This is a genomic window from Pseudomonas sp. BCRC 81390 (genome assembly GCF_030341915.1).
Lineage (GTDB): Bacteria > Pseudomonadota > Gammaproteobacteria > Pseudomonadales > Pseudomonadaceae > Aquipseudomonas.
This window is the reverse complement of the sequence record NZ_JATAAG010000019.1, coordinates 67,304-83,858: the sequence shown is the minus strand read 5'-3', so window position 1 is coordinate 83,858 and position 16,555 is coordinate 67,304. Positions and strand designations below refer to the sequence as shown.

The following is a 16,555-nucleotide window of genomic DNA, read 5'->3' as shown; positions in this document are numbered from 1 at the left end:
CAAATACTATACAAAATAAACTTATTGTACAGGTATAGTCGAATTTCTATACAGCGCGAGTGCCATCGGTCCCAATTGCTGCGCTTGACGAGTAGCGTCACCAGTTGTGCGTATAGCTGGCGGTCACCACCGCGCCTGGGGCTGGCAAGTGGCTGGTATTGTTGTTGTTGCGCAACAACTGGCTGTAGAGCGGGTAGTAGTCCCGGTTGAACAGGTTCTGGATGCCGACGCTGACCTTGTCGTCAGCAGAGAGCTGATACTGGCTGATCAGATCGACGGTCGTATAGCTGCTCACCTGATGTCGGCCAAAGCTGTCCAGCCCATCGAGCCGGTAGTCCTTGCCGTCGAAGAACGTGGCTTGCAGGCGGTTGCTCCAGTCCAGGGTCGGCTTGTACTGCACATAGGCGGTCAGTTTCAGCGGTGGCACTCGGTAGCCCGTCATGTCCTGCCAGCCTTTGCCGTCCGGCTTCTCGCGCCCGCGCATCCAGCTGGCACTGCTGCCGGCCCCCCACACGGCATCGTCCGACAGCCAGTCGGCGCTGGCTTCGACACCGTAGATGCGCTCCTTGGTGCGGGTGAGGATCAGGCCATTGTTGAAGCTCTGCACGTCGCCCAGCTTGGAGGTGGTATAGAACAGTGCCAGAGTGCCGAGCGTGTTGCCGCCCAGCTCACCGCGCCAGCCGAGTTCGTAGTTGTTGGTCTTGACCGGCTCCAGGTTCGAGGCGCCGAGGTCGAAGCCACGCCGTGCATTGCGCAACTGGATGCCCACGTCTGGCAGCTGGAAGCCCTGGCTGAAGGAGGCGTAGAGCTCCTGGCCAAGCACCGGCGAATAGACGATGCCGAGGTTCGACAGCAGTGCATCGTAATGGACCTGTCCGCCCTCCACCGCCACCGGCGAAGCCGCCCTGGATTCGGACAACGGCACGAAGTCATCGAATTCGGCAGTGGAATATTCGTAGCGCAAGCCGCCGTCCACCGACCAATGCTCGTCGAAGCGATGCTGCAGCTGGGCGAACGCACCGGCGCTGTGGGTCTTGAGCGGTGGCATGTAGGTGAGCCTGCCGATCTTGTCGAAGACCAGGCCGCCGCTGGCATCGTAGGCCGCCGGGTCGAACACATCGATCGGCATGTCGCTGCGTTCCTGGTTGTAGTCGCCGCCCCATACCAGTTCGGTATTGCCGCTGTTGCCAAGCGGTGTGCGCACGGTCAGGCGGCTGCCGAACACTTCGCTGTTCTGCATGATCTGGTCGACATTGCCGCCACGGGTGGCGACGGCGCGGGCATCAAAGGGCGTGAAGCGGGTGAAGTAGTCCCGGTAGTACAGCTGGGCAGACAGTTTGCTGCCGAGGATGTCGAGGTGCTCGTACTCGAGGTTCAGCAGGGTGTTGCGAATATGGTTCTGCTCGTCCAGGTCCAGGCCTTTGATCGCGTTGGCCGGCAGCGAACCGGCCGGGTACCTGGCGACGCTGGGGTCGGTGGCGTAATCGGTATCCTGGCGTGCCTCGTAGTGGCTGGCCGCGAGCTGGATACGCTGGTTGTCGTCGAGGTGCAGCCCCAGCTTGCCGCCGACGTTGTAGATGTTCGAATCGAACAGGTCGCCCTGGCTGGGCTCCGGGGCGATGCGCTCGCCGTGTGCGTCGTACGAGGCACCGATATGCCGGGTACCGAAATCGAAGGCATAGTCCACCGCGCCCTGCGAGCCTGCGAAGTACTGCTGGAATTGCCCGCCCAGTCCATCACTGCCCAGGCGGGTCAACGGCGAGGTGGCGCTGAGGCTGGTTTCGGCCCGGTTTTCACCACCGGCAGGCCGGGTGGTGATGGAGATGATGCCCCCCGTGGCGCCGCTGCCATAGATAGCGCTGCTGCCACGGATGACCTCAACCCGTTCGATCAGTGCCGGGTCGATGTTGGCCAGGTTGCGCGACGAGTCGCGGTTGGTATTGAGCGGCACGCCGTCGACCATGACCAACAGGCTGCGCCCGCGCAGAGTCTGCCCGTACTCGGTGACGGTGCGGCTGGAGTCGGACATGCCCGGCACCGCCTTGGCCAGTACCGTGGCGAGGCTCTCCGAGCCCTGGCGCAGCGCCTGCAATTGCTCATGCTCGATGACGGTAGACTGCCGCGTGGCGGAAACCAGGCTGCTGCTGGTACGCGAAGCGGTGATTTCCATCTGCGCCATTTCCACCGGCGCAACCTGGGCTGCCGGCTCGGCTGTGGGTGCCCGCTGCGCAACGACGACGAAGGTGCGGTCATCCCTGGCCTGGGCTTGCAAGCCGCTGCCCTCGAGCAGGGTCTGAAGTGCTTCCTCGGCGGTGAAGCGGCCCTTCAGCGCCGGGGTCTGGCGCCCGGCACCGAGGTCGCTGGCGAACAGGATCTGTACCGAAGACTGCTGCGCCAGGGCATTGATGGCCTCACCCAATGGGGCAGCAGGCAGGTCGACGTTGACTCTTTCCCGGCCTTCGGCCGAGATGGCGACAAGCAAGCTGCTGGCCAGCAGTGACAGGCGGAGTTGACGACTGCGGAGCGGAAAATGCACTTCTCGAATTCCTTTGTGGCTGGGCTTTTTTCAGTAGCCGCCACGGGCATCGAGAAACCCTACCTGCGCCTGGGAATTATTTTCGCAGCGGTTTGCGCCGGATCTGCACGCTGCCATCCGCCTGCTGTTGCACGGCAACGGGCAGGATGCTGGGTAACAGCGCCAGCAGCCGGTCGACATTGTGCGCGTCGAACACCCCGTTCAGCTTGAGCGCGGCCAGGCTTGGGTCGTCCAGGCGAATGGCTGCCTTGCGATAGTGGCGCAACAGGGAAACCGCTTCATCCAGCGGCGTCTGCTCGAACACGATGCGGTCCTCCTTCCAGGCCATCGCCCTGGCGACGTCGACCTTGGCCACCGGCTGCAGTTGCCCGCCAATCGCATCGACCTGCTGCCCTGGCCTGAGGCTGACAGGCGCATGCCCCGCAGCGGCGACCTGCACGCGCCCGCGCGCCAAGGTCACACGCACCCTGTCGTCATCCAGACGGCGCACATTGAACAGCGTGCCAAGCACCTCGACGTGCGTCTGCCCCGCCGATACCACGAACGGCCGGTACACCGCCGGGGACACATCAAACAGGACCTGCCCGGCGTGCAGGCCGGCTTCGCGGCTGCGCAGCCGCCAGCGGACATCGACACGGGTGCCGCTGTCGAGCAGCAGCTGGCTGCCGTCGCCCAGCAGCACAGTGCGTCGCTCGCCAATGGCGGTGGCGAACCGCTCGGTCTTGTACACGGGGTTCCACCAGGCCAGGGCCGCGAAGGCAAGCGCCACAACTAGCGCGATACCTGCCGACCTTGCCGGTTTCGAAGGCGCGGGCCTGGAAGGCGGCACCGGGAACAGCTGCTTGAGCTGATCACGATGTCGCCCCAAGGCATCGTCCAGCGGCGCCGGTTCGGGCCTGTTGCTCATGCAGGCACCTCGTCCCGCCCAAGCCGCTCCCTGCAGGCCGCCACGCCCAGGCGCAGGTGCTTCTCTACGGTCTTGATGGAAATACCAAGGTGTTCGGCGACTTCGGCCTGGGGCATCTGGTGAACCTTGTGCATGATGAAAACGGCCTGGCAGCGAGGCGGAAGGCTTGCGATGGCAGTGGCCAGCAGCCGCAATTCGCGCTCGGCATCATACCGGCTGGCTGGCGTCGGGGCCGGGCAAGCCGCCTCTGGCAGCTCGGCGAACGCCTGCACCCAGGCGCCGCGACGACGCTCGCTGCGGTAGCGACTGACAGCGGTGTCGCTGGAGATCTTGCGCAGCAGCGCCAGTGGCGCCCGCACGTGGTCTTTCTCGCCGCGCTCGAGCAGCTGCACGCACACGTCGTGTACCACGTCGCGGGCCATGCCTCGGTCGCCGAAGCGTCGGCGGATGTGGTCCACCAGTTCGTCGTAGTGACGGACCAAGGTAGACAGCAGCGTCGGTTTGGCGGGCTCGAACGACACGATACATCCTGCATGAGCGCTAGGCTGCGAAGAGAGGCGCCAAGTGTAAATGAGAAATAATCGCGAATAAACACCCGCCGCGCTTTTGCCAACCTAGGCAGGCGGCCCAGGCCGATTGCGCGCGGCCAACTGCTGGATGACCAGGCACGCGCAAGCGCCGACCAGCGCCAGGGCCATGTCCTTTTGCGCCTCCCAAGGGTCTTTCTGAGTTGCCAGGAATGCTTGCGCCCGGTCGTCGCCCAAGTACTGGCCACCTACCCATTCGAACAGTTCATACAGGGCCGACGTCGCCAGTACCATCGCCACCGCGCACAGCGCCAGCCAAGCGCCGTTCAGGCGTGCCCGGCGTTGCAGCAGTTCCCTGATCGGCCAGACGAACAGCAGGCCATAACTCAGGTGTACCAGGCGATCGAACTGGTTGCGTTGCCAGCCCATCGCGGTATTCAGCGAATGGCCGGTAAGCGCACCCAGCCAAGCGTCGTAAGGCACCTTGGCGTAAGTGAAGTGCGCCCCCAGTTCATGAATCGCCAACAACATGACGATGGCCAGATAGGCCAGTGGCGAAAACCGCCAGCGGCGACCGGTCAACGCCAGTGTCAGTAACAACGCTACCGGTAGGACGTTTTCCACCAGCCAGTCTGCCCGGTCCAGCGGCGCCAGCCCGGAGGCCAGCACCATCATCGTGGCCAGGGCCAGAAAAGCTGCGGTCTGCCGGGGTGTGCTCACCTTCTCGTGCATGCCGATCACCCGTGCGCCACGGCCATCGCAAGATCAGCCCTTGGTGCGCCTCGGGTCGGCGGCACGCGGATAGGTACGCTCTTCTTCAATGCTGCCGTCGGCCTTGTGGATCTTTACCGAGGCGGTCTTGCCGGCAAAGTAATCCGGCAGCAGACCCAGCATCTCGGCTTTGCTCGCACTGCGCCTGGAAGCGCGGTCGGCCCCCGTCTTCCTGAGCTCCCAGCCGTCACCCGCCCGGCTCACATGGTAAGTGTCCATCGCGCTGCTCCTGTTCAAAGTGCCTCGCCGTCATCATCGATGTCCTGCTCGGACTCGGCTGCGTCCGTGGCATCGGCATCGTTCAGCGGTGGGGAGGTGGGCTTGAGTGGGTCGTTGATGAACGGGACCTTGCCCGGCCCCTGCTGTTCAAGTCCTTCGGTTTCTGGCTGCATTGAGAATCCTCCAGGTCACCTGCCATTGGAGGATGCACGCGCGGCAATGTTCAGTTTTACCCGCTTCACCTCGGCCGCTGTGCCGCCCGCGCCCGGCACGCTGCGCCGAATGCCTGGAAAATCGCCAGGTACTGCGGGTAGAACAGCACCTGCCATTCCGGGTGCCATTGCACGCCCAGGGCAAACGCCCGGCTGCCTTCCACGGAAAGCGCCTCGACCAGCCCGTCCTCGGCCACGGCTTCGATACGCAGGCCTTGGCCGACCCGCTCGATCCCTTGGCCGTGCACCGAATTCACTTCGATCTGCTCCGGGAACCCCAGCCGTTGCAGCATGCCGCCAGGCCGGACCGCCAGCCGATGGGCCGGTGCGTACTGGTCTTCGACCGGCTCATTGGCGGGCGGCTCGTGTTCAGCACCGGGCTGATGAAGTTGTTGCACCAGGCTACCGCCAAAGGCCACGTTCATTTCCTGGAAACCCCGGCAGATACCCAGCACCGGCAAGCCCGCCGCGACGGCTGCCCGCCACAGGGGCAGCGCAAGGTGGTCACGTGCGGCGTCGTGCTGGGTTCCGGGTGGGCTGGGCGGCCCATCGTAGTGGTGCGGTTCGATGTTCGAAGGCGAGCCGGTGAACAACAACCCGTCCAGGCTAGCGATGATGTCGGCGGGGTCGAGCAGTTCCGGGAACATCGGCACGATCACGGGCAACCCCTTGGCCGCAGAGGCCACCGCCCGCGCGTTCTTGTCGTCATTCAGTTGCACCGCATGCGGGCCTACCGTGTAGGAACAGGCCGTTACCCCAATGATCGGAAGACGTGACATTGCAACCCCCCGGCAGACGTTCACGGTACATTCGGCAATGCCGTGGGCGCTGCGGTTCCGGGAAAGTCATGGAACGCTTTGCTGCGCCAACCCTCCCACAGTAATGCAGGGCGAGCCGCGCACTGCCCATTGACGTTCGGAGGACATGCTTGCATGAAAAACATTTTGATGGTCCTGACCTCGCATGACCAGTTGGGCGACACCGGCAAGAAAACCGGTTTCTGGCTGGAGGAATTCGCCGCGCCTTACTATGTGTTCATCGATGCCGGTGTCGATGTCACCCTCGCCTCGCCCAAGGGCGGCCAGCCGCCGCTGGACCCGAAAAGCGATGAGGCCGACGCCCAGACCGAGGCAACCCGGCGCTTCGCCCACGACACCGAAGGGCAGATGGCCCTGGCCGACAGCGTACCGCTCGCGGAAATAGACCCCTACCATTTCGATGCGGTGTTCTACCCCGGCGGGCACGGGCCGTTGTGGGACCTGGCCGAGGACGCCAGCTCCCGGACCTTGCTCGAAGCGTTCTATGCCTCGAACAAACCGATTGCAGCGGTGTGCCATGCACCCGGTGTGCTGAAGGAGGTGAAGGCACCCGACGGGCACCCAGTGGTCAAGGGCAAGCGGGTGACCGGCTTCGCCAACAGCGAAGAACAGGCGGTCGGGCTGAGCGAGGTGGTGCCGTTCCTGGTGGAGGACATGCTCAAGGCCAACGGTGGTGAATACTCCAAGGCTGCCGACTGGGCCAGCCATGTGGTCGAGGACGGCCATTTGATCACTGGCCAGAACCCCGCGTCTTCCGAGGCGGTGGCCAGGGCCCTGCTCAAGCGCCTGGGCCAGGAACCCGGCGCCTGAGCTGGCCGGTAACGCCGGGCACCCCCAACGTGTGGCGCTGCCCGGTCTGCATCACTGCACAAAACCTGTCAGCAAAAATGAATTTTTGGCAACCAGCCGCTGTCGCAGTGATAGCGCACTGCCACCGTCTGAATTGATCATCGCAAGCTGATCCGGACGTCCCTTCTTTCCACCCGTGCGCGATGTTTGAGTATTGCCATGAACACCTACGAGCCATCCGCTGTTCACCCAACCATCCTGCTGGTGGAGGACGAGCCGATCCTGCGTGAACTGCTGACCTGCGCACTGGAAGACCTGGGTGCCGCAGTCTTCCCGGTGGGTACCGCCGAAGAAGGCCGGCGCCTCTCGCTGCAGCAGAGGTTTTCGCTGCTGCTGACCGACGTCAGAACGCCCGGCCCGTTGAACGGGCTGGCGCTTGCGCAGGAAATTCATGAGCGTCAACCGGCGACTCGGATCATCGTCATGAGTGGTTACCACGACGCGGCCAGCAACCGGTTACCGCCGGGTGCAGTGTTCTTGCCCAAGCCCTGGGCGCTTGACCAGTTGCTCGCGGTCATTGGCGAGCAGTTGGGGGAGATCAAACCGCCGGTCGTCAGGCCTGCGGCCTGACCCCGGCAGCTGCCCCTCCAGCGCATGCCGGAGGGGTGGTGCTGGAAACACAACAGGTTCAGGAATTGAAGCCCAGGCCTGATGACAGGTCAGAGCCGTCCGCGTTGCGGCCTGGCTGCACCGGCGGTGTGTCGGCGCCTTGGGCAAGGGTCTGCGTGACCGTGGCCTTCACCTCGCTGCCTTTGCTCTTGAGCGTGTCTGCCAGCCGATCACTGCTGGCGCCCATGAGCTGATCCTCCTTGTGGGTACCAGGTAGCGCCGCGCCCAATGCAGCCCCCAGGGCAATGCCCAGCGCGGCCAACACCAGCGGCTGCTCTTGCAATAGATGGTCGAACTGGCCTTTCAATGCCGTTGCCTGGTCGCCAACCTTGTGTGCGGAACCGCGCAGGGTATCGGCAGATGCACCCATCGATTCACGCGCACCGCTGCCCAGCTCACTGGCGCGGTCGCGCATGTCGTGCGCTTTCATGCGGACTTTCTGGCTGGCGTCGTGCATCGTCTCGCCTGCCGAGGCGAAGGCGCCCTTCACGGTGTCCACCGCCTCGCCAAGCTTTTCGCCAAGCCCTGGCCCATGGTGCGCCGGCCCCGGGTTGAACGGCCGGTTCTGGTTGAGCCCGAGCCACGCCAGGCCCAACACGGTCAGGGTGGCCGGCACGGGGTTGTTCTTCAGGGTGGTGCCCAGGTTGGTGAAAAACTCACCGCCATTGCCCTTGGCGTAGGCCAGCACCCGGTCCACCATCTGCCCCGGGCTCAGCCGCTGCTCCAAGGCATCGACCAGGTCGCTGATATGCTCGCGCTTGGCATTGATTTCCTGCTCGAGTTGCTCCGGGTCCTTGTGCGCCTCGTGTTCGAAGGAAGTGGTCATGGCAGTTTCCTCGTCAGCGTGTCCTTGTCCTGTTGCATGGCATGCAAGGTACGGTCAGGGGCCAGGTGGCCAGGCTCGAACTGCTTCTTGCCCGACTGCAGCATGATGAAGCCGATCACCAGCGTGACCGCACCCACGATCAGCGCCGCCAGCCATGGCTGGACCACCAGGGCCAGTGCGTAGACCGCGGCCAGCAACAGCATGATGAACCCCGCCAGGATCACGATCGCCCCGGCCGCCACGGCTGCAGTGCCAGCCTTCAGGGTGGCCAGGTTGTGCTGCAGCTCGGCCTTGGCCAGGGCCAGTTCCTTGGTGAACAGCTCAGGCACCTCACGCATCAGCTGACGCAGCAAGCCACCGATGCCGACAGGGTCGTCAGCCGCTGCATGCAACCCAGGGGTAGTGTGTAAAGAGTCCTTGTTCATCATTCGCCTCCTTTGAGCGGGTCACGTTCGAACGGGCTGCCACTGACCGGCGTGCCGGCACCGGGCCCGATCGGGTCGACCGGTGTATAGGGTTCACGGGTGGATACGTCACTGCCCCGGTCGGGCATGACTGGCTGCGCTGGCCGCGGCTCGGTGAAGCCATGCTCTGCTACCGAAGGTGTACCCGCATGGGAATCGCTGGCACGCATGAAGCGTGAAATGGCAAAGCCGACGGCCACGCTGCCGGCGAGGAACAAGGCCGGGTTGCTCCGCGCCAGCTGCGCACCGCGTTGCAACAGGCTTTCGGCGCTTTCGTGGCGCACCTGTTCGGCAAAGTCGCCCATGCACTCCGCTGCCTGAGTCAGGTACCGCGACAGGCCAAGGCTGTCATTGCCTTCCAGGGCCGCTGCGGCCGACCGTGCGCCTTCCTGCAGGGAGTCGAGCTGGTCGGCTGCACTGTCGCGGTAGTGCTCCAGCTGCTCGCTGCCTTTCTGCCTGGCCTCACCCAGCAAGGCCCCGGCTTCTTCGCCAATGGCATGTACGTGGTCCGCGTTGCGGTCGGGCGGAGAGGTCGAGCTTTGATCGGTCTTTTCCATCATTACGTCCTCGAAGCGGATTGTTGGACAAATGCCGGATTTGTGCAGGCATTCCATTCGAGGGACGTAGCCATGCGTCGATGAGTTCACTCGTGATGATCTGTGACATTTGCCCGGCGGACCAATGAACCGCGCGCCTGTAATCCGGGGCCCGTGCATTGGTGCAAGCGCTTCATTGGCCGTGGTAATCAGCGCCGGCGATAGCCTTGAGGAAGGCACGGTCCGCCAGCCGCCGCAGGTCACGGCACTGCTCCCAGGACACCAGGCCAAGGCGGTCCATCTCTTCGGCCTGACGGAGCAGTTCCTCGTGATGGCTGCTGGGGCAGTCACGCCTTCGCTCGACATCGTCGAACAGGCAGAACCAGCGGTTGATCGCCTCGAGCCGGCGCTGCTCCACGCTGATCTGCCCGCTAAGCGCATTCATGTCGGCCGCCCTCCACTGTTTGTCAGTCGAGCCCTGACGACGAAACAAGGTTCATTCGAACGCGCTCACCGAGGCGCCGGGTTCGCCACTGAATGATCCCACCTGAACTTTCCCTCTCCCCCTGGCTTCCCCTGCATAGAGCAGCCTCAACACCACCCGCCATTGCAGGAGCTGAACCCATGAGAGCATTGACATACCACGGGGCCCAGGACGTCCGGGTCGACAATGTCCCTGACCCGGCCATCCAGGACGAGGACGACATCATCCTGCGGGTCACCGCCACCGCCATCTGCGGCTCCGACCTGCACCTGTACCACGGCAAGATTCCGCAGACCGAGCCCGGCGATATCTTCGGTCACGAGTTCATGGGCATCGTCGAGGAGACCGGCCGCGGCGTCACCAACCTGCAGGTTGGCGACCGTGTGGTGATCCCCTTCGTGATTGCCTGTGGCAGTTGCTTTTTCTGCCAGCTCGAGCAGTTCGCCGCTTGCGAAACCACCAACACCGGGCGTGGCGCGATCCTCAACAAGAAGAGCATCCCGCCAGGTGCGGCGCTGTTCGGCTACAGCCACCTGTACGGCGGCGTACCCGGCGGCCAGGCCGATTTCGTGCGGGTACCCAAGGCCAACGTCGGCCCGTTCAAGGTGCCCAGCGCCCTGCCCGACGACAAGGTGCTGTTCCTCTCGGACATCCTGCCGACGGCGTGGCAGGCCGTGACCAATGCCCAGGTCGGCCAAGGTTCGAGCGTGGCGATTTATGGCGCCGGGCCGGTCGGCCTGCTGAGCGCGGCCTGCGCACGCATGCTCGGCGCCCAGACGATCTTCATGGTCGATGACAACGACTACCGCCTGGCATTCGCCCGCGACGCCTACGGTGTGGTACCGATCAACTTCGAGCAGGATGACGATCCGGCCGACAGCATCATCCGCCTGACCCCGGGCATGCGCGGCGTGGATGCAGTGATCGATGCGGTCGGCTTCGAGGCCAAGGGCAGCACCACCGAAACGGTGCTGACTACGCTGAAGCTCGAGGGCAGCAGTGGCAAGGCGTTGCGCCAGAGCATCGCCGCCGTGCGCCGTGGCGGTGTGGTCAGCGTGCCGGGGGTGTACGCCGGTTTCATCCACGCCTTCATGTTTGGCGATGCTTTCGACAAGGGCCTGACCTTCAAGATGGGCCAGACCCATGTGCAGAAGTTTCTACCCGAACTGCTCGAACATATCGAGGCCGGGCGCCTGTCGCCTGAGCTGATCGTCACCCATCGCCTGGCCCTGGAAGAAGCGGCCATGGGCTACCGGATGTTCGACCAGAAGCAGGACGACTGCCGCAAGGTCATCCTCGTGCCGGGCGCTGCTGCCGGCACTTTGGGGCCTGACCATGCATTCGCCGGGAGCCAGCCATGATCGATCCGGTAACCGGCATGCGGCCGGGCGAGCGGTACAGTGTGGAAAGCCTGGAGCGGGCGCATCAGTTTCCCGGGTTCTTCCTTGACGGCAAATACTACCTGGGGCCCGAACTGCTGACCGCGGTCGGCTGGCTCGAAGGGCAACGGTTCATCTACGACGCACTCGATGCCACCGGCGAACCGGTGTTCCCGGGGCGTGCGGCTGGCGATATCAAGGACCTGACCTTGACCCTGGTCGACGGCACGCGTCTGCAGTTGACCCCCATCGAGGCCTGGGCAACCGAGGGCGATCGGCGCAGCCTGCCGGGCGGGCGCCCCAAGCGGCCCGACAAACCAGGCTTGCTGGCGATTACGGCCATGCTGCTGTTGGCTGGCTGCGCACTGGCCGCACTGCGCCGTAGCCGGCACTGAGCCAATACGGGGCCTTCTCGCCCAAGGCCCCTGCGCCCAGAGCGGGCAGCTCCTCAAGCCAGCTGAATGAACACCGCGTAACCACCCAGCACGATCCAGAACACCAGGAATATCCACGGTGTGCGCAGCGAAAACAGCAATGACTTGCGGTGCCCCGCCTGCGAGGTTTCGGCCTCGCTGAACAGTGGCGACTCATCATAGGCCAGGCCCATCAACGGCTCGCTGCGCAGCAAGTGGCTCTGTTTCAGTTGCCAGTGCTCGATGATCTTGTAGGCGGCCCGGATGCCCGGCCAGGCATTGAGAGAACTGAGCACCCCGAGCAAGGCGAGAAACGGCGGCACGATCAGGGTGAACATCTCGCCCCAGCTCTGGTTCAGGTTGCCCATCGACGATACGAAGGCAATCACCAGAAAGGACTGTGCCGTGAGGTAGGCATCGGTACGATTGGCAAGGATGCTGGTTTCGTACTGGATCTCATGGCGGTAGAAATCCAGCCGCTCCTTTGGCGAGCCGAACATGCGCGCGTTGTGTTCGTCGATTTCGTGCTCGGGGGTAGCGGGGGTGATGATGCGTGGCACAGTGGCTCCTGGTAGGTAAGCGTGACGTGGACTGCACAGGATTCATTGATCGGGTACGCCCGTGTGGGGGCAGGTTGACCCCGCGAACACCGGCACAGCCGGTGCCATGCAGCACCTCCCCACTACGAGCGTATTGCCGCCCCGCCGTCCTATCCCTTGCTGTGTTCAGGTGAAGATGGCCCAGTGCCGCGCTTGATGCCGCGTGGCCCGAGTACCCCCCAGATGGCCAGGCCGACAACCGGCAGGGCCAGCAACAGCAGTGCCCACATGGCCTTGGTTACGTCGCGCTTGTCGCTACGGAACACGCTGACGATGGCCCACAGGTCGACCAACAGAATGATCGCCGCCACGGCGATCCAGAAATACGTTACAGGCTCGGTCATGATCGCCTCTCCTCTGGTTAGACCGGCAGCGGTGCCATGCTGCGCACCACCACCCTCCTATTAAGAGGAAGCCACCAGGCCGGGCAAAGTTCAGCAGGCTTTACCCCGCGTTGATGGGCGGCTTACCTGCACTGAACCAACCGTGCAGGAAACACGTCCACCACAAAACAACGCATGAGTGACCTGCCATGGCGACCGACCCCGTACTCGAGGCCATCGATTACCTGAAAACCCACAAGCTGGTGCTGACCACTGCAGAATCCTGCACCGCCGGCGCCATGGTTGCGCTGCTGGCGGCAGTCCCCGGCACCGGCGAGGTGCTGGAAAGCGGCTACGTGGTATACGCGCCCAGCGCCAAGAAACGCCTGCTCGGCGTCAACCCACAAACCATCGAACGCTACGGCCTGACCAGCGAAGCAGTGGCCTGGGAGATGGCACTGGGCGCCCTCAAAGACAGCGATGCCACGGTGGCCATCGCCTGCACCGGTGTCGCCGGGCCAGAGCCGCAGGACGCCATCGCCCCTGGCACCCTGTGTTTCGCCTGGGCATTCACCGGTGAACCGTTGGCCGTGTTCACGCGTACCCAGCGCTTTTTTGGCGAGCGGGCAGATGTCATGCGCCAGGGTGCGCTGTATGGCTTGTCGCACCTGGCCCATTACCACCAGCGCTGGTTGCGCGGCGAGCGCGCCTGAGGGCTACGTACATGAGCGACGACGAGCTGGTTTCAAGACATCACCCGGTCGAGGAAGACATGCGCATGCAGCAGCGGGTATGGCGCTTCGAACGGGTGGGCTGGTACGTGCTGGTAGCGATCGTGCTGCTGGCCCTGGCCGGGCTGTTTGGCAACGGCCCGCTCAGTGACGCCCAGGTGGTCAGTGACGATGGTCGCGTGCAGGTCGAATATCAGCGGCTCAGCCGCAGCGGCACCACCGACAACCTGCGCATCACGGTACGCGGCAAGCCAGCGGAGCCGGTGGTGGTGGTGCTCGGTGGCAGCCTGCTGCGCGAAGCCAGCATCGAAACCATGCAGCCCGAGCCGCAAGTGTCACGATCCCATGGCCAGTCGCTGCAGTTGCAGCTTGGCACCAGCGAAGACGGCGTCGCCACCCTGTACCTGACCTTGCGCAGCGAACATGTCGGCAGGCTCGAAGGTGTGGTCAGGGCCGAGCCGGGCAGCGCCGTGCATTTAGCCACCTTCCTCTACCCCTAGGAGCTCGACGACATGGATTCGATCCTGCGCGCCGCCGCCATGTACATCGCCCTGATGCTGCTGTTTCGCGTGGCCGGCAGGCGCTCGCTGGCCGACCTGACCACCTTCGACTTCGTCCTCCTGCTGATCATCGGCGAGGCAACCCAGCAGGCCTTGCTCGGCGAGGATTTCTCCTTCGTCAACGCCATCCTGGTGATCGCCACGCTGATCGTGCTGGATGTCGGCCTGTCACTGGCCAAGCTCAATTCGCGGCGCCTGGCACGCCTGCTCGACGGCCACGCCACCCTGGTGGTGGAACAGGGGCGTTTCCTCCATCAGCGCATGCGGCGGGCGCGGCTGACCGAAGACGACATCCTCGAGTCGGCCCGCGACAGCCAGGGCCTCGAACGCGTCGAGCAGATCAAGTTCGCCATCGTCGAACGCAACGGCAAGATCTCGATCATTGCGCAGGAGTGACCGCGCCGTCCGGTTGCAGCACATATTCCAGCAGGCTGGCAGCACAGGCGCTGATGCCCTCGCGCAGTACCATCTCGAAACCGTGGGTGTTCTCGGTCGGGATGGCAATGCACCCGGCGCGGGCATCGGTCCCGGTGCTGAGCACTGCGCTCGCGTCCGAGGCGAAATCCACCAGCAGGGCCGGCTGCGGCGTGTACCCTGCCCTGCGCGTGGCGGCCATCAGGGCCTGCACCACGCTGCGGCTGTAATAGCCTTTCTGGTCGCCGGTATTGATGATCGGGTCGGCTGACAGGCGGGTGCCATATTCCTCCAGCACCGGCCCGACCTCCACCGCAATCGTCGTGTCGCCCGGCAGCCTGGAGGCGGCATACATGGCGCCGGCATTGGACTCTTCTTCATGGGTAGTCAGCACGAACCAGACATCCTGGCGCAGTTCGCTGCGCCGTTGTTGCAGCAGGTGCGCGCAATGAATCACCGCCGCCAGCGGTGCGCGGTCATCGAGAAAATGCGCGGCAATGCAGTCCTCGACCTGGTACGGCTGCCGCCAATGCTGGCTCAGCACCACTCGCGTGCCCGGACGCACACCGGCCTGCTCGAGTGCCTGTGGGGTCAAGCGGGTGACCACATAGACATCCTTCCATTGCACGGCGCCGGACAACACGTCGCGCCCGCTCCCCGACTGCCCGCTGTTGTGCATCGACCCATAGGACAGGACCCCGGGAAGCACCTGCTGATCGGCCATGATGTCGACCGGGCACACGCCGAAACTGATGGGCTGCGCGCCACCAAGCGCCAGCACCTCGAGGTTGCCGTCGGGCCTGACTTTCTTGACGATCATGGCGATTTCATCGAGGTGGGCCATGACCCGTATCGCCGCTGCGGGGTCGGCGGGGCCCGCCGAGCGGATCACACCGATAACGTTGCCGGCGCTGTCGTCATGCACCTCCTCGCAACAGGCGACCAGCGCTTGCCGGGCTACGGCCCGGACCTCATCTTCCTGGCCGCCCGGGCCACGCGCCAGCAACAAGGTATTGAGTAACGGCAGAATCTCCACAAACCTTCCTCTCCGATCAAGGGCCGCGGCTGCGGCCCTGATTTACAACGCAATGGCCAGCAAAGCACTTCACGCCCCGCCGGAAGATCCGCTCGAGAACTTCTTCACATCGATGGGCGGTGCGACGAACTCAGGCCCCTGGCCCGACGGCCGCCAACGCACATTGGCCAACCCGTAACGTTCGGCCATCGGCCGGCTGACCTTCTTGATCTTGTGCTGGCCAAACCTGGGGATGATCCCCACGCCAGCATCGCAACTTGCCCAGTGCCAGGCTTCGGCATTGTCCATGCGTTCCTGACGGATGATGAACGTCCGAAATTCCCCATGAAGCTCGTACTCGATCACAAACAACTGCTGTCCTGCCATTGGGCTCTCCTCCGTTGATTCAGGCTAATTGAGCCCGCGACTGACAAAAAGATTCATTTATTCTGACTCGCTGGTCATCGCCCCCCGTGCCGCTGCGCCCCGGTGCGTTGATCAACCGCTTTGAACCTTGCACCCAGCGCTTCACTCCATCGAAGGCAACCGTGATTTTTTCCGAGCCCGAAGAGGTGATTCATGAACGCAATCGATCTGCTGGTCCAGGACCATGAACTGGTGAAGAAGCTGCTGGAGGAGCTGTCCTCCACCACCGAGCGTGCAGTGAAAAAACGCAGCGAGCTGCTCGAACGCATCAAGCAGGAGGTGACCATCCATACGGCCCTTGAAGAGGAAATCCTCTACCCGGCGATCAAGCAGGCCGGTGGCAAGGAAGAGGCGAAGATGTACTACGAGGCCAAGGAAGAGCACCGTGCCGTCGACTCCCTGGTGCTGCCGGACCTGCTGCAGACCGACACCGGCACGCTCGAGTTCGCCGGCCGGGTCAAGGTCATGAAAGAGCTGCTGGAGCACCATATCGAAGAAGAGGAAAGCGAGCTGTTCCCGACCGCGCGCAAGCTGCTGGGCAACCAGGCGCTGGAAGAGATGGGCCAGGCCATGCAAGCCCAGAAGAAACTGCTCAAGGGCGAGCAGAACGCCGCCTGATAACGGCCTGCGCGCCCCGCCGGGCGCGCAGGCGCGCCGTGGAAGCGTGTGATGGAATATTGGATCGACTTGTTGCAATGGCCCGCCATGGCCCTGACCGTGCTGGCCGCCTGGTGCATTGGCTCGCGCCGCCCTGGCCGGCGCAAGCTGGGTTTCTGCTGTTTCATTGCCAGTAACCTGCTGTGGGCGATCTGGGGCTGGCAAGTCCAGGCCTGGGCCCTGATCACGCTGCAGGTTTGCCTGTGCGCAATGAACCTGCGTGGCTGGAAAAAGAACACCGCCATGGAAGCGGGCTGAACGCCCGCTTTGCCGCTTCGCC

At 64.0% G+C, this 16,555-nt stretch carries 23 protein-coding genes and 1 pseudogene; 9 read left to right on the top strand and 15 right to left on the bottom strand.

The features are described 5' to 3' along the window. Positions 1–97: 97 nt before the first annotated feature. The 7 genes from QSV36_RS09285 to QSV36_RS09255 form a co-directional block, all read right to left on the bottom strand. Complete coding sequence (locus tag QSV36_RS09285; protein WP_289131296.1) at positions 98–2,536, bottom strand: TonB-dependent receptor; 2,439 nt, start codon at positions 2,534–2,536, stop codon at positions 98–100. A gap of 76 nt (positions 2,537–2,612) precedes the next feature. Beyond that, the gene (locus tag QSV36_RS09280; protein ID WP_289131295.1) at positions 2,613–3,443 is read right to left on the bottom strand and encodes a FecR family protein; all 831 of its coding nucleotides are present in this window, start codon (positions 3,441–3,443) and stop codon (positions 2,613–2,615) included. After that, positions 3,440–3,964, bottom strand: a complete 525-nt coding sequence (locus QSV36_RS09275; protein ID WP_289131294.1) for an RNA polymerase sigma factor — start codon at positions 3,962–3,964, stop codon at positions 3,440–3,442. The genes QSV36_RS09280 and QSV36_RS09275 overlap by 4 nt, the downstream gene beginning before the upstream one ends. Before the next feature lie 93 nt (positions 3,965–4,057). After that, positions 4,058–4,702: a DUF2238 domain-containing protein gene (locus QSV36_RS09270; protein ID WP_289131293.1), complete on the bottom strand. Its 645-nt coding sequence runs from the start codon at positions 4,700–4,702 to the stop codon at positions 4,058–4,060. Positions 4,703–4,735: 33 nt separating this feature from the next. After that, positions 4,736–4,960, bottom strand: coding sequence for a DUF2188 domain-containing protein (locus QSV36_RS09265; RefSeq protein WP_289131292.1), 225 nt, complete (start codon positions 4,958–4,960; stop codon positions 4,736–4,738). A gap of 14 nt (positions 4,961–4,974) precedes the next feature. Continuing rightward, a complete protein-coding gene (locus tag QSV36_RS09260) occupies positions 4,975–5,133 on the bottom strand; it encodes a hypothetical protein (RefSeq protein WP_225778124.1) in 159 nt (52 codons plus the stop codon). A 65-nt stretch (positions 5,134–5,198) separates the two neighbouring features. Next, entirely contained in the window at positions 5,199–5,951 is a 753-nt protein-coding gene (locus QSV36_RS09255; RefSeq protein ID WP_289131291.1) for a gamma-glutamyl-gamma-aminobutyrate hydrolase family protein, read from the bottom strand. A gap of 153 nt (positions 5,952–6,104) precedes the next feature. On the opposite strand from QSV36_RS09255, the gene QSV36_RS09250 reads away from it, so the two are divergent. Then, on the top strand, positions 6,105–6,800 hold the full coding sequence (locus tag QSV36_RS09250; RefSeq protein WP_289131290.1) for a type 1 glutamine amidotransferase domain-containing protein: 696 nt from the start codon (positions 6,105–6,107) through the stop codon (positions 6,798–6,800). 198 nt (positions 6,801–6,998) lie between these two features. Continuing rightward, complete coding sequence (locus QSV36_RS09245; RefSeq protein WP_289131289.1) at positions 6,999–7,409, top strand: response regulator; 411 nt, start codon at positions 6,999–7,001, stop codon at positions 7,407–7,409. Positions 7,410–7,467: 58 nt separating this feature from the next. On the opposite strand, the gene QSV36_RS09240 is transcribed toward QSV36_RS09245, so the two are convergent. From QSV36_RS09240 to QSV36_RS09225, 4 genes are all read right to left on the bottom strand, one after another. Further along, positions 7,468–8,274, bottom strand: coding sequence for a DUF3618 domain-containing protein (locus QSV36_RS09240; protein ID WP_289131288.1), 807 nt, complete (start codon positions 8,272–8,274; stop codon positions 7,468–7,470). Next, on the bottom strand, positions 8,271–8,699 hold the full coding sequence (locus tag QSV36_RS09235; RefSeq protein WP_289131287.1) for a phage holin family protein: 429 nt from the start codon (positions 8,697–8,699) through the stop codon (positions 8,271–8,273). Before QSV36_RS09235 ends, QSV36_RS09240 begins: the two co-directional genes overlap by 4 nt. Further along, positions 8,699–9,295: a hypothetical protein gene (locus QSV36_RS09230; RefSeq protein WP_289131286.1), complete on the bottom strand. Its 597-nt coding sequence runs from the start codon at positions 9,293–9,295 to the stop codon at positions 8,699–8,701. The genes QSV36_RS09235 and QSV36_RS09230 overlap by 1 nt, the downstream gene beginning before the upstream one ends. 172 nt (positions 9,296–9,467) lie before the next feature. Continuing rightward, positions 9,468–9,719 (bottom strand): hypothetical protein, encoded by a 252-nt coding sequence (locus QSV36_RS09225; RefSeq protein ID WP_289131285.1) that lies wholly within the window; start codon positions 9,717–9,719, stop codon positions 9,468–9,470. Between the two features lie 179 nt (positions 9,720–9,898). Here QSV36_RS09225 and QSV36_RS09220 point away from each other — a divergent pair, with 179 nt between their 5' ends. Both QSV36_RS09220 and QSV36_RS09215 read left to right on the top strand, forming a co-directional pair. Next, positions 9,899–11,119, top strand: a complete 1,221-nt coding sequence (locus tag QSV36_RS09220; protein WP_289131284.1) for a zinc-dependent alcohol dehydrogenase — start codon at positions 9,899–9,901, stop codon at positions 11,117–11,119. Beyond that, a pseudogene (locus QSV36_RS09215) lies at positions 11,116–11,400 on the top strand (short chain dehydrogenase); the annotation flags it as partial. The gene QSV36_RS09220 and the pseudogene QSV36_RS09215, both read left to right, overlap by 4 nt. A gap of 185 nt (positions 11,401–11,585) precedes the next feature. Here QSV36_RS09215 and QSV36_RS09210 read toward each other — a convergent pair. Continuing rightward, complete coding sequence (locus QSV36_RS09210) at positions 11,586–12,110, bottom strand: hypothetical protein (RefSeq protein WP_289131282.1); 525 nt, start codon at positions 12,108–12,110, stop codon at positions 11,586–11,588. Between the two features lie 149 nt (positions 12,111–12,259). Then, positions 12,260–12,493, bottom strand: a complete 234-nt coding sequence (locus QSV36_RS09205) for a PLDc N-terminal domain-containing protein (RefSeq protein ID WP_289131281.1) — start codon at positions 12,491–12,493, stop codon at positions 12,260–12,262. A 188-nt stretch (positions 12,494–12,681) separates the two neighbouring features. Between QSV36_RS09205 and QSV36_RS09200 the strand changes: the two genes are divergently transcribed. The 3 genes from QSV36_RS09200 to QSV36_RS09190 are packed head-to-tail and all read left to right on the top strand — an operon-like array spanning position 12,682 to position 14,159. Beyond that, positions 12,682–13,185 (top strand): CinA family protein, encoded by a 504-nt coding sequence (locus QSV36_RS09200; RefSeq protein WP_170029578.1) that lies wholly within the window; start codon positions 12,682–12,684, stop codon positions 13,183–13,185. Between the two features lie 11 nt (positions 13,186–13,196). Next, entirely contained in the window at positions 13,197–13,703 is a 507-nt protein-coding gene (locus QSV36_RS09195) for a hypothetical protein (protein ID WP_289131280.1), read from the top strand. 12 nt (positions 13,704–13,715) lie between these two features. Next, entirely contained in the window at positions 13,716–14,159 is a 444-nt protein-coding gene (locus tag QSV36_RS09190; RefSeq protein ID WP_289131279.1) for a DUF421 domain-containing protein, read from the top strand. On the opposite strand, the gene QSV36_RS09185 is transcribed toward QSV36_RS09190, so the two are convergent. Both QSV36_RS09185 and QSV36_RS09180 read right to left on the bottom strand, forming a co-directional pair. Continuing rightward, positions 14,143–15,213, bottom strand: a complete 1,071-nt coding sequence (locus QSV36_RS09185) for a M28 family peptidase (RefSeq protein WP_289131278.1) — start codon at positions 15,211–15,213, stop codon at positions 14,143–14,145. The two genes, QSV36_RS09190 and QSV36_RS09185, sit on opposite strands and share 17 nt — an antisense overlap. Positions 15,214–15,282: 69 nt before the next feature. Continuing rightward, positions 15,283–15,579, bottom strand: coding sequence for a DUF6555 family protein (locus QSV36_RS09180; protein WP_289131277.1), 297 nt, complete (start codon positions 15,577–15,579; stop codon positions 15,283–15,285). A gap of 192 nt (positions 15,580–15,771) precedes the next feature. Here QSV36_RS09180 and QSV36_RS09175 point away from each other — a divergent pair, with 192 nt between their 5' ends. Next, positions 15,772–16,236 carry a PA2171 family ribosome-binding persister protein gene (locus QSV36_RS09175; RefSeq protein WP_289131276.1) on the top strand — a complete coding sequence of 155 codons (465 nt, stop codon included), beginning with the start codon at positions 15,772–15,774 and terminating at the stop codon, positions 16,234–16,236. Between the two features lie 51 nt (positions 16,237–16,287). Then, positions 16,288–16,533: a hypothetical protein gene (locus tag QSV36_RS09170; RefSeq protein WP_289131275.1), complete on the top strand. Its 246-nt coding sequence runs from the start codon at positions 16,288–16,290 to the stop codon at positions 16,531–16,533. Positions 16,534–16,555 lie beyond the last annotated feature (22 nt).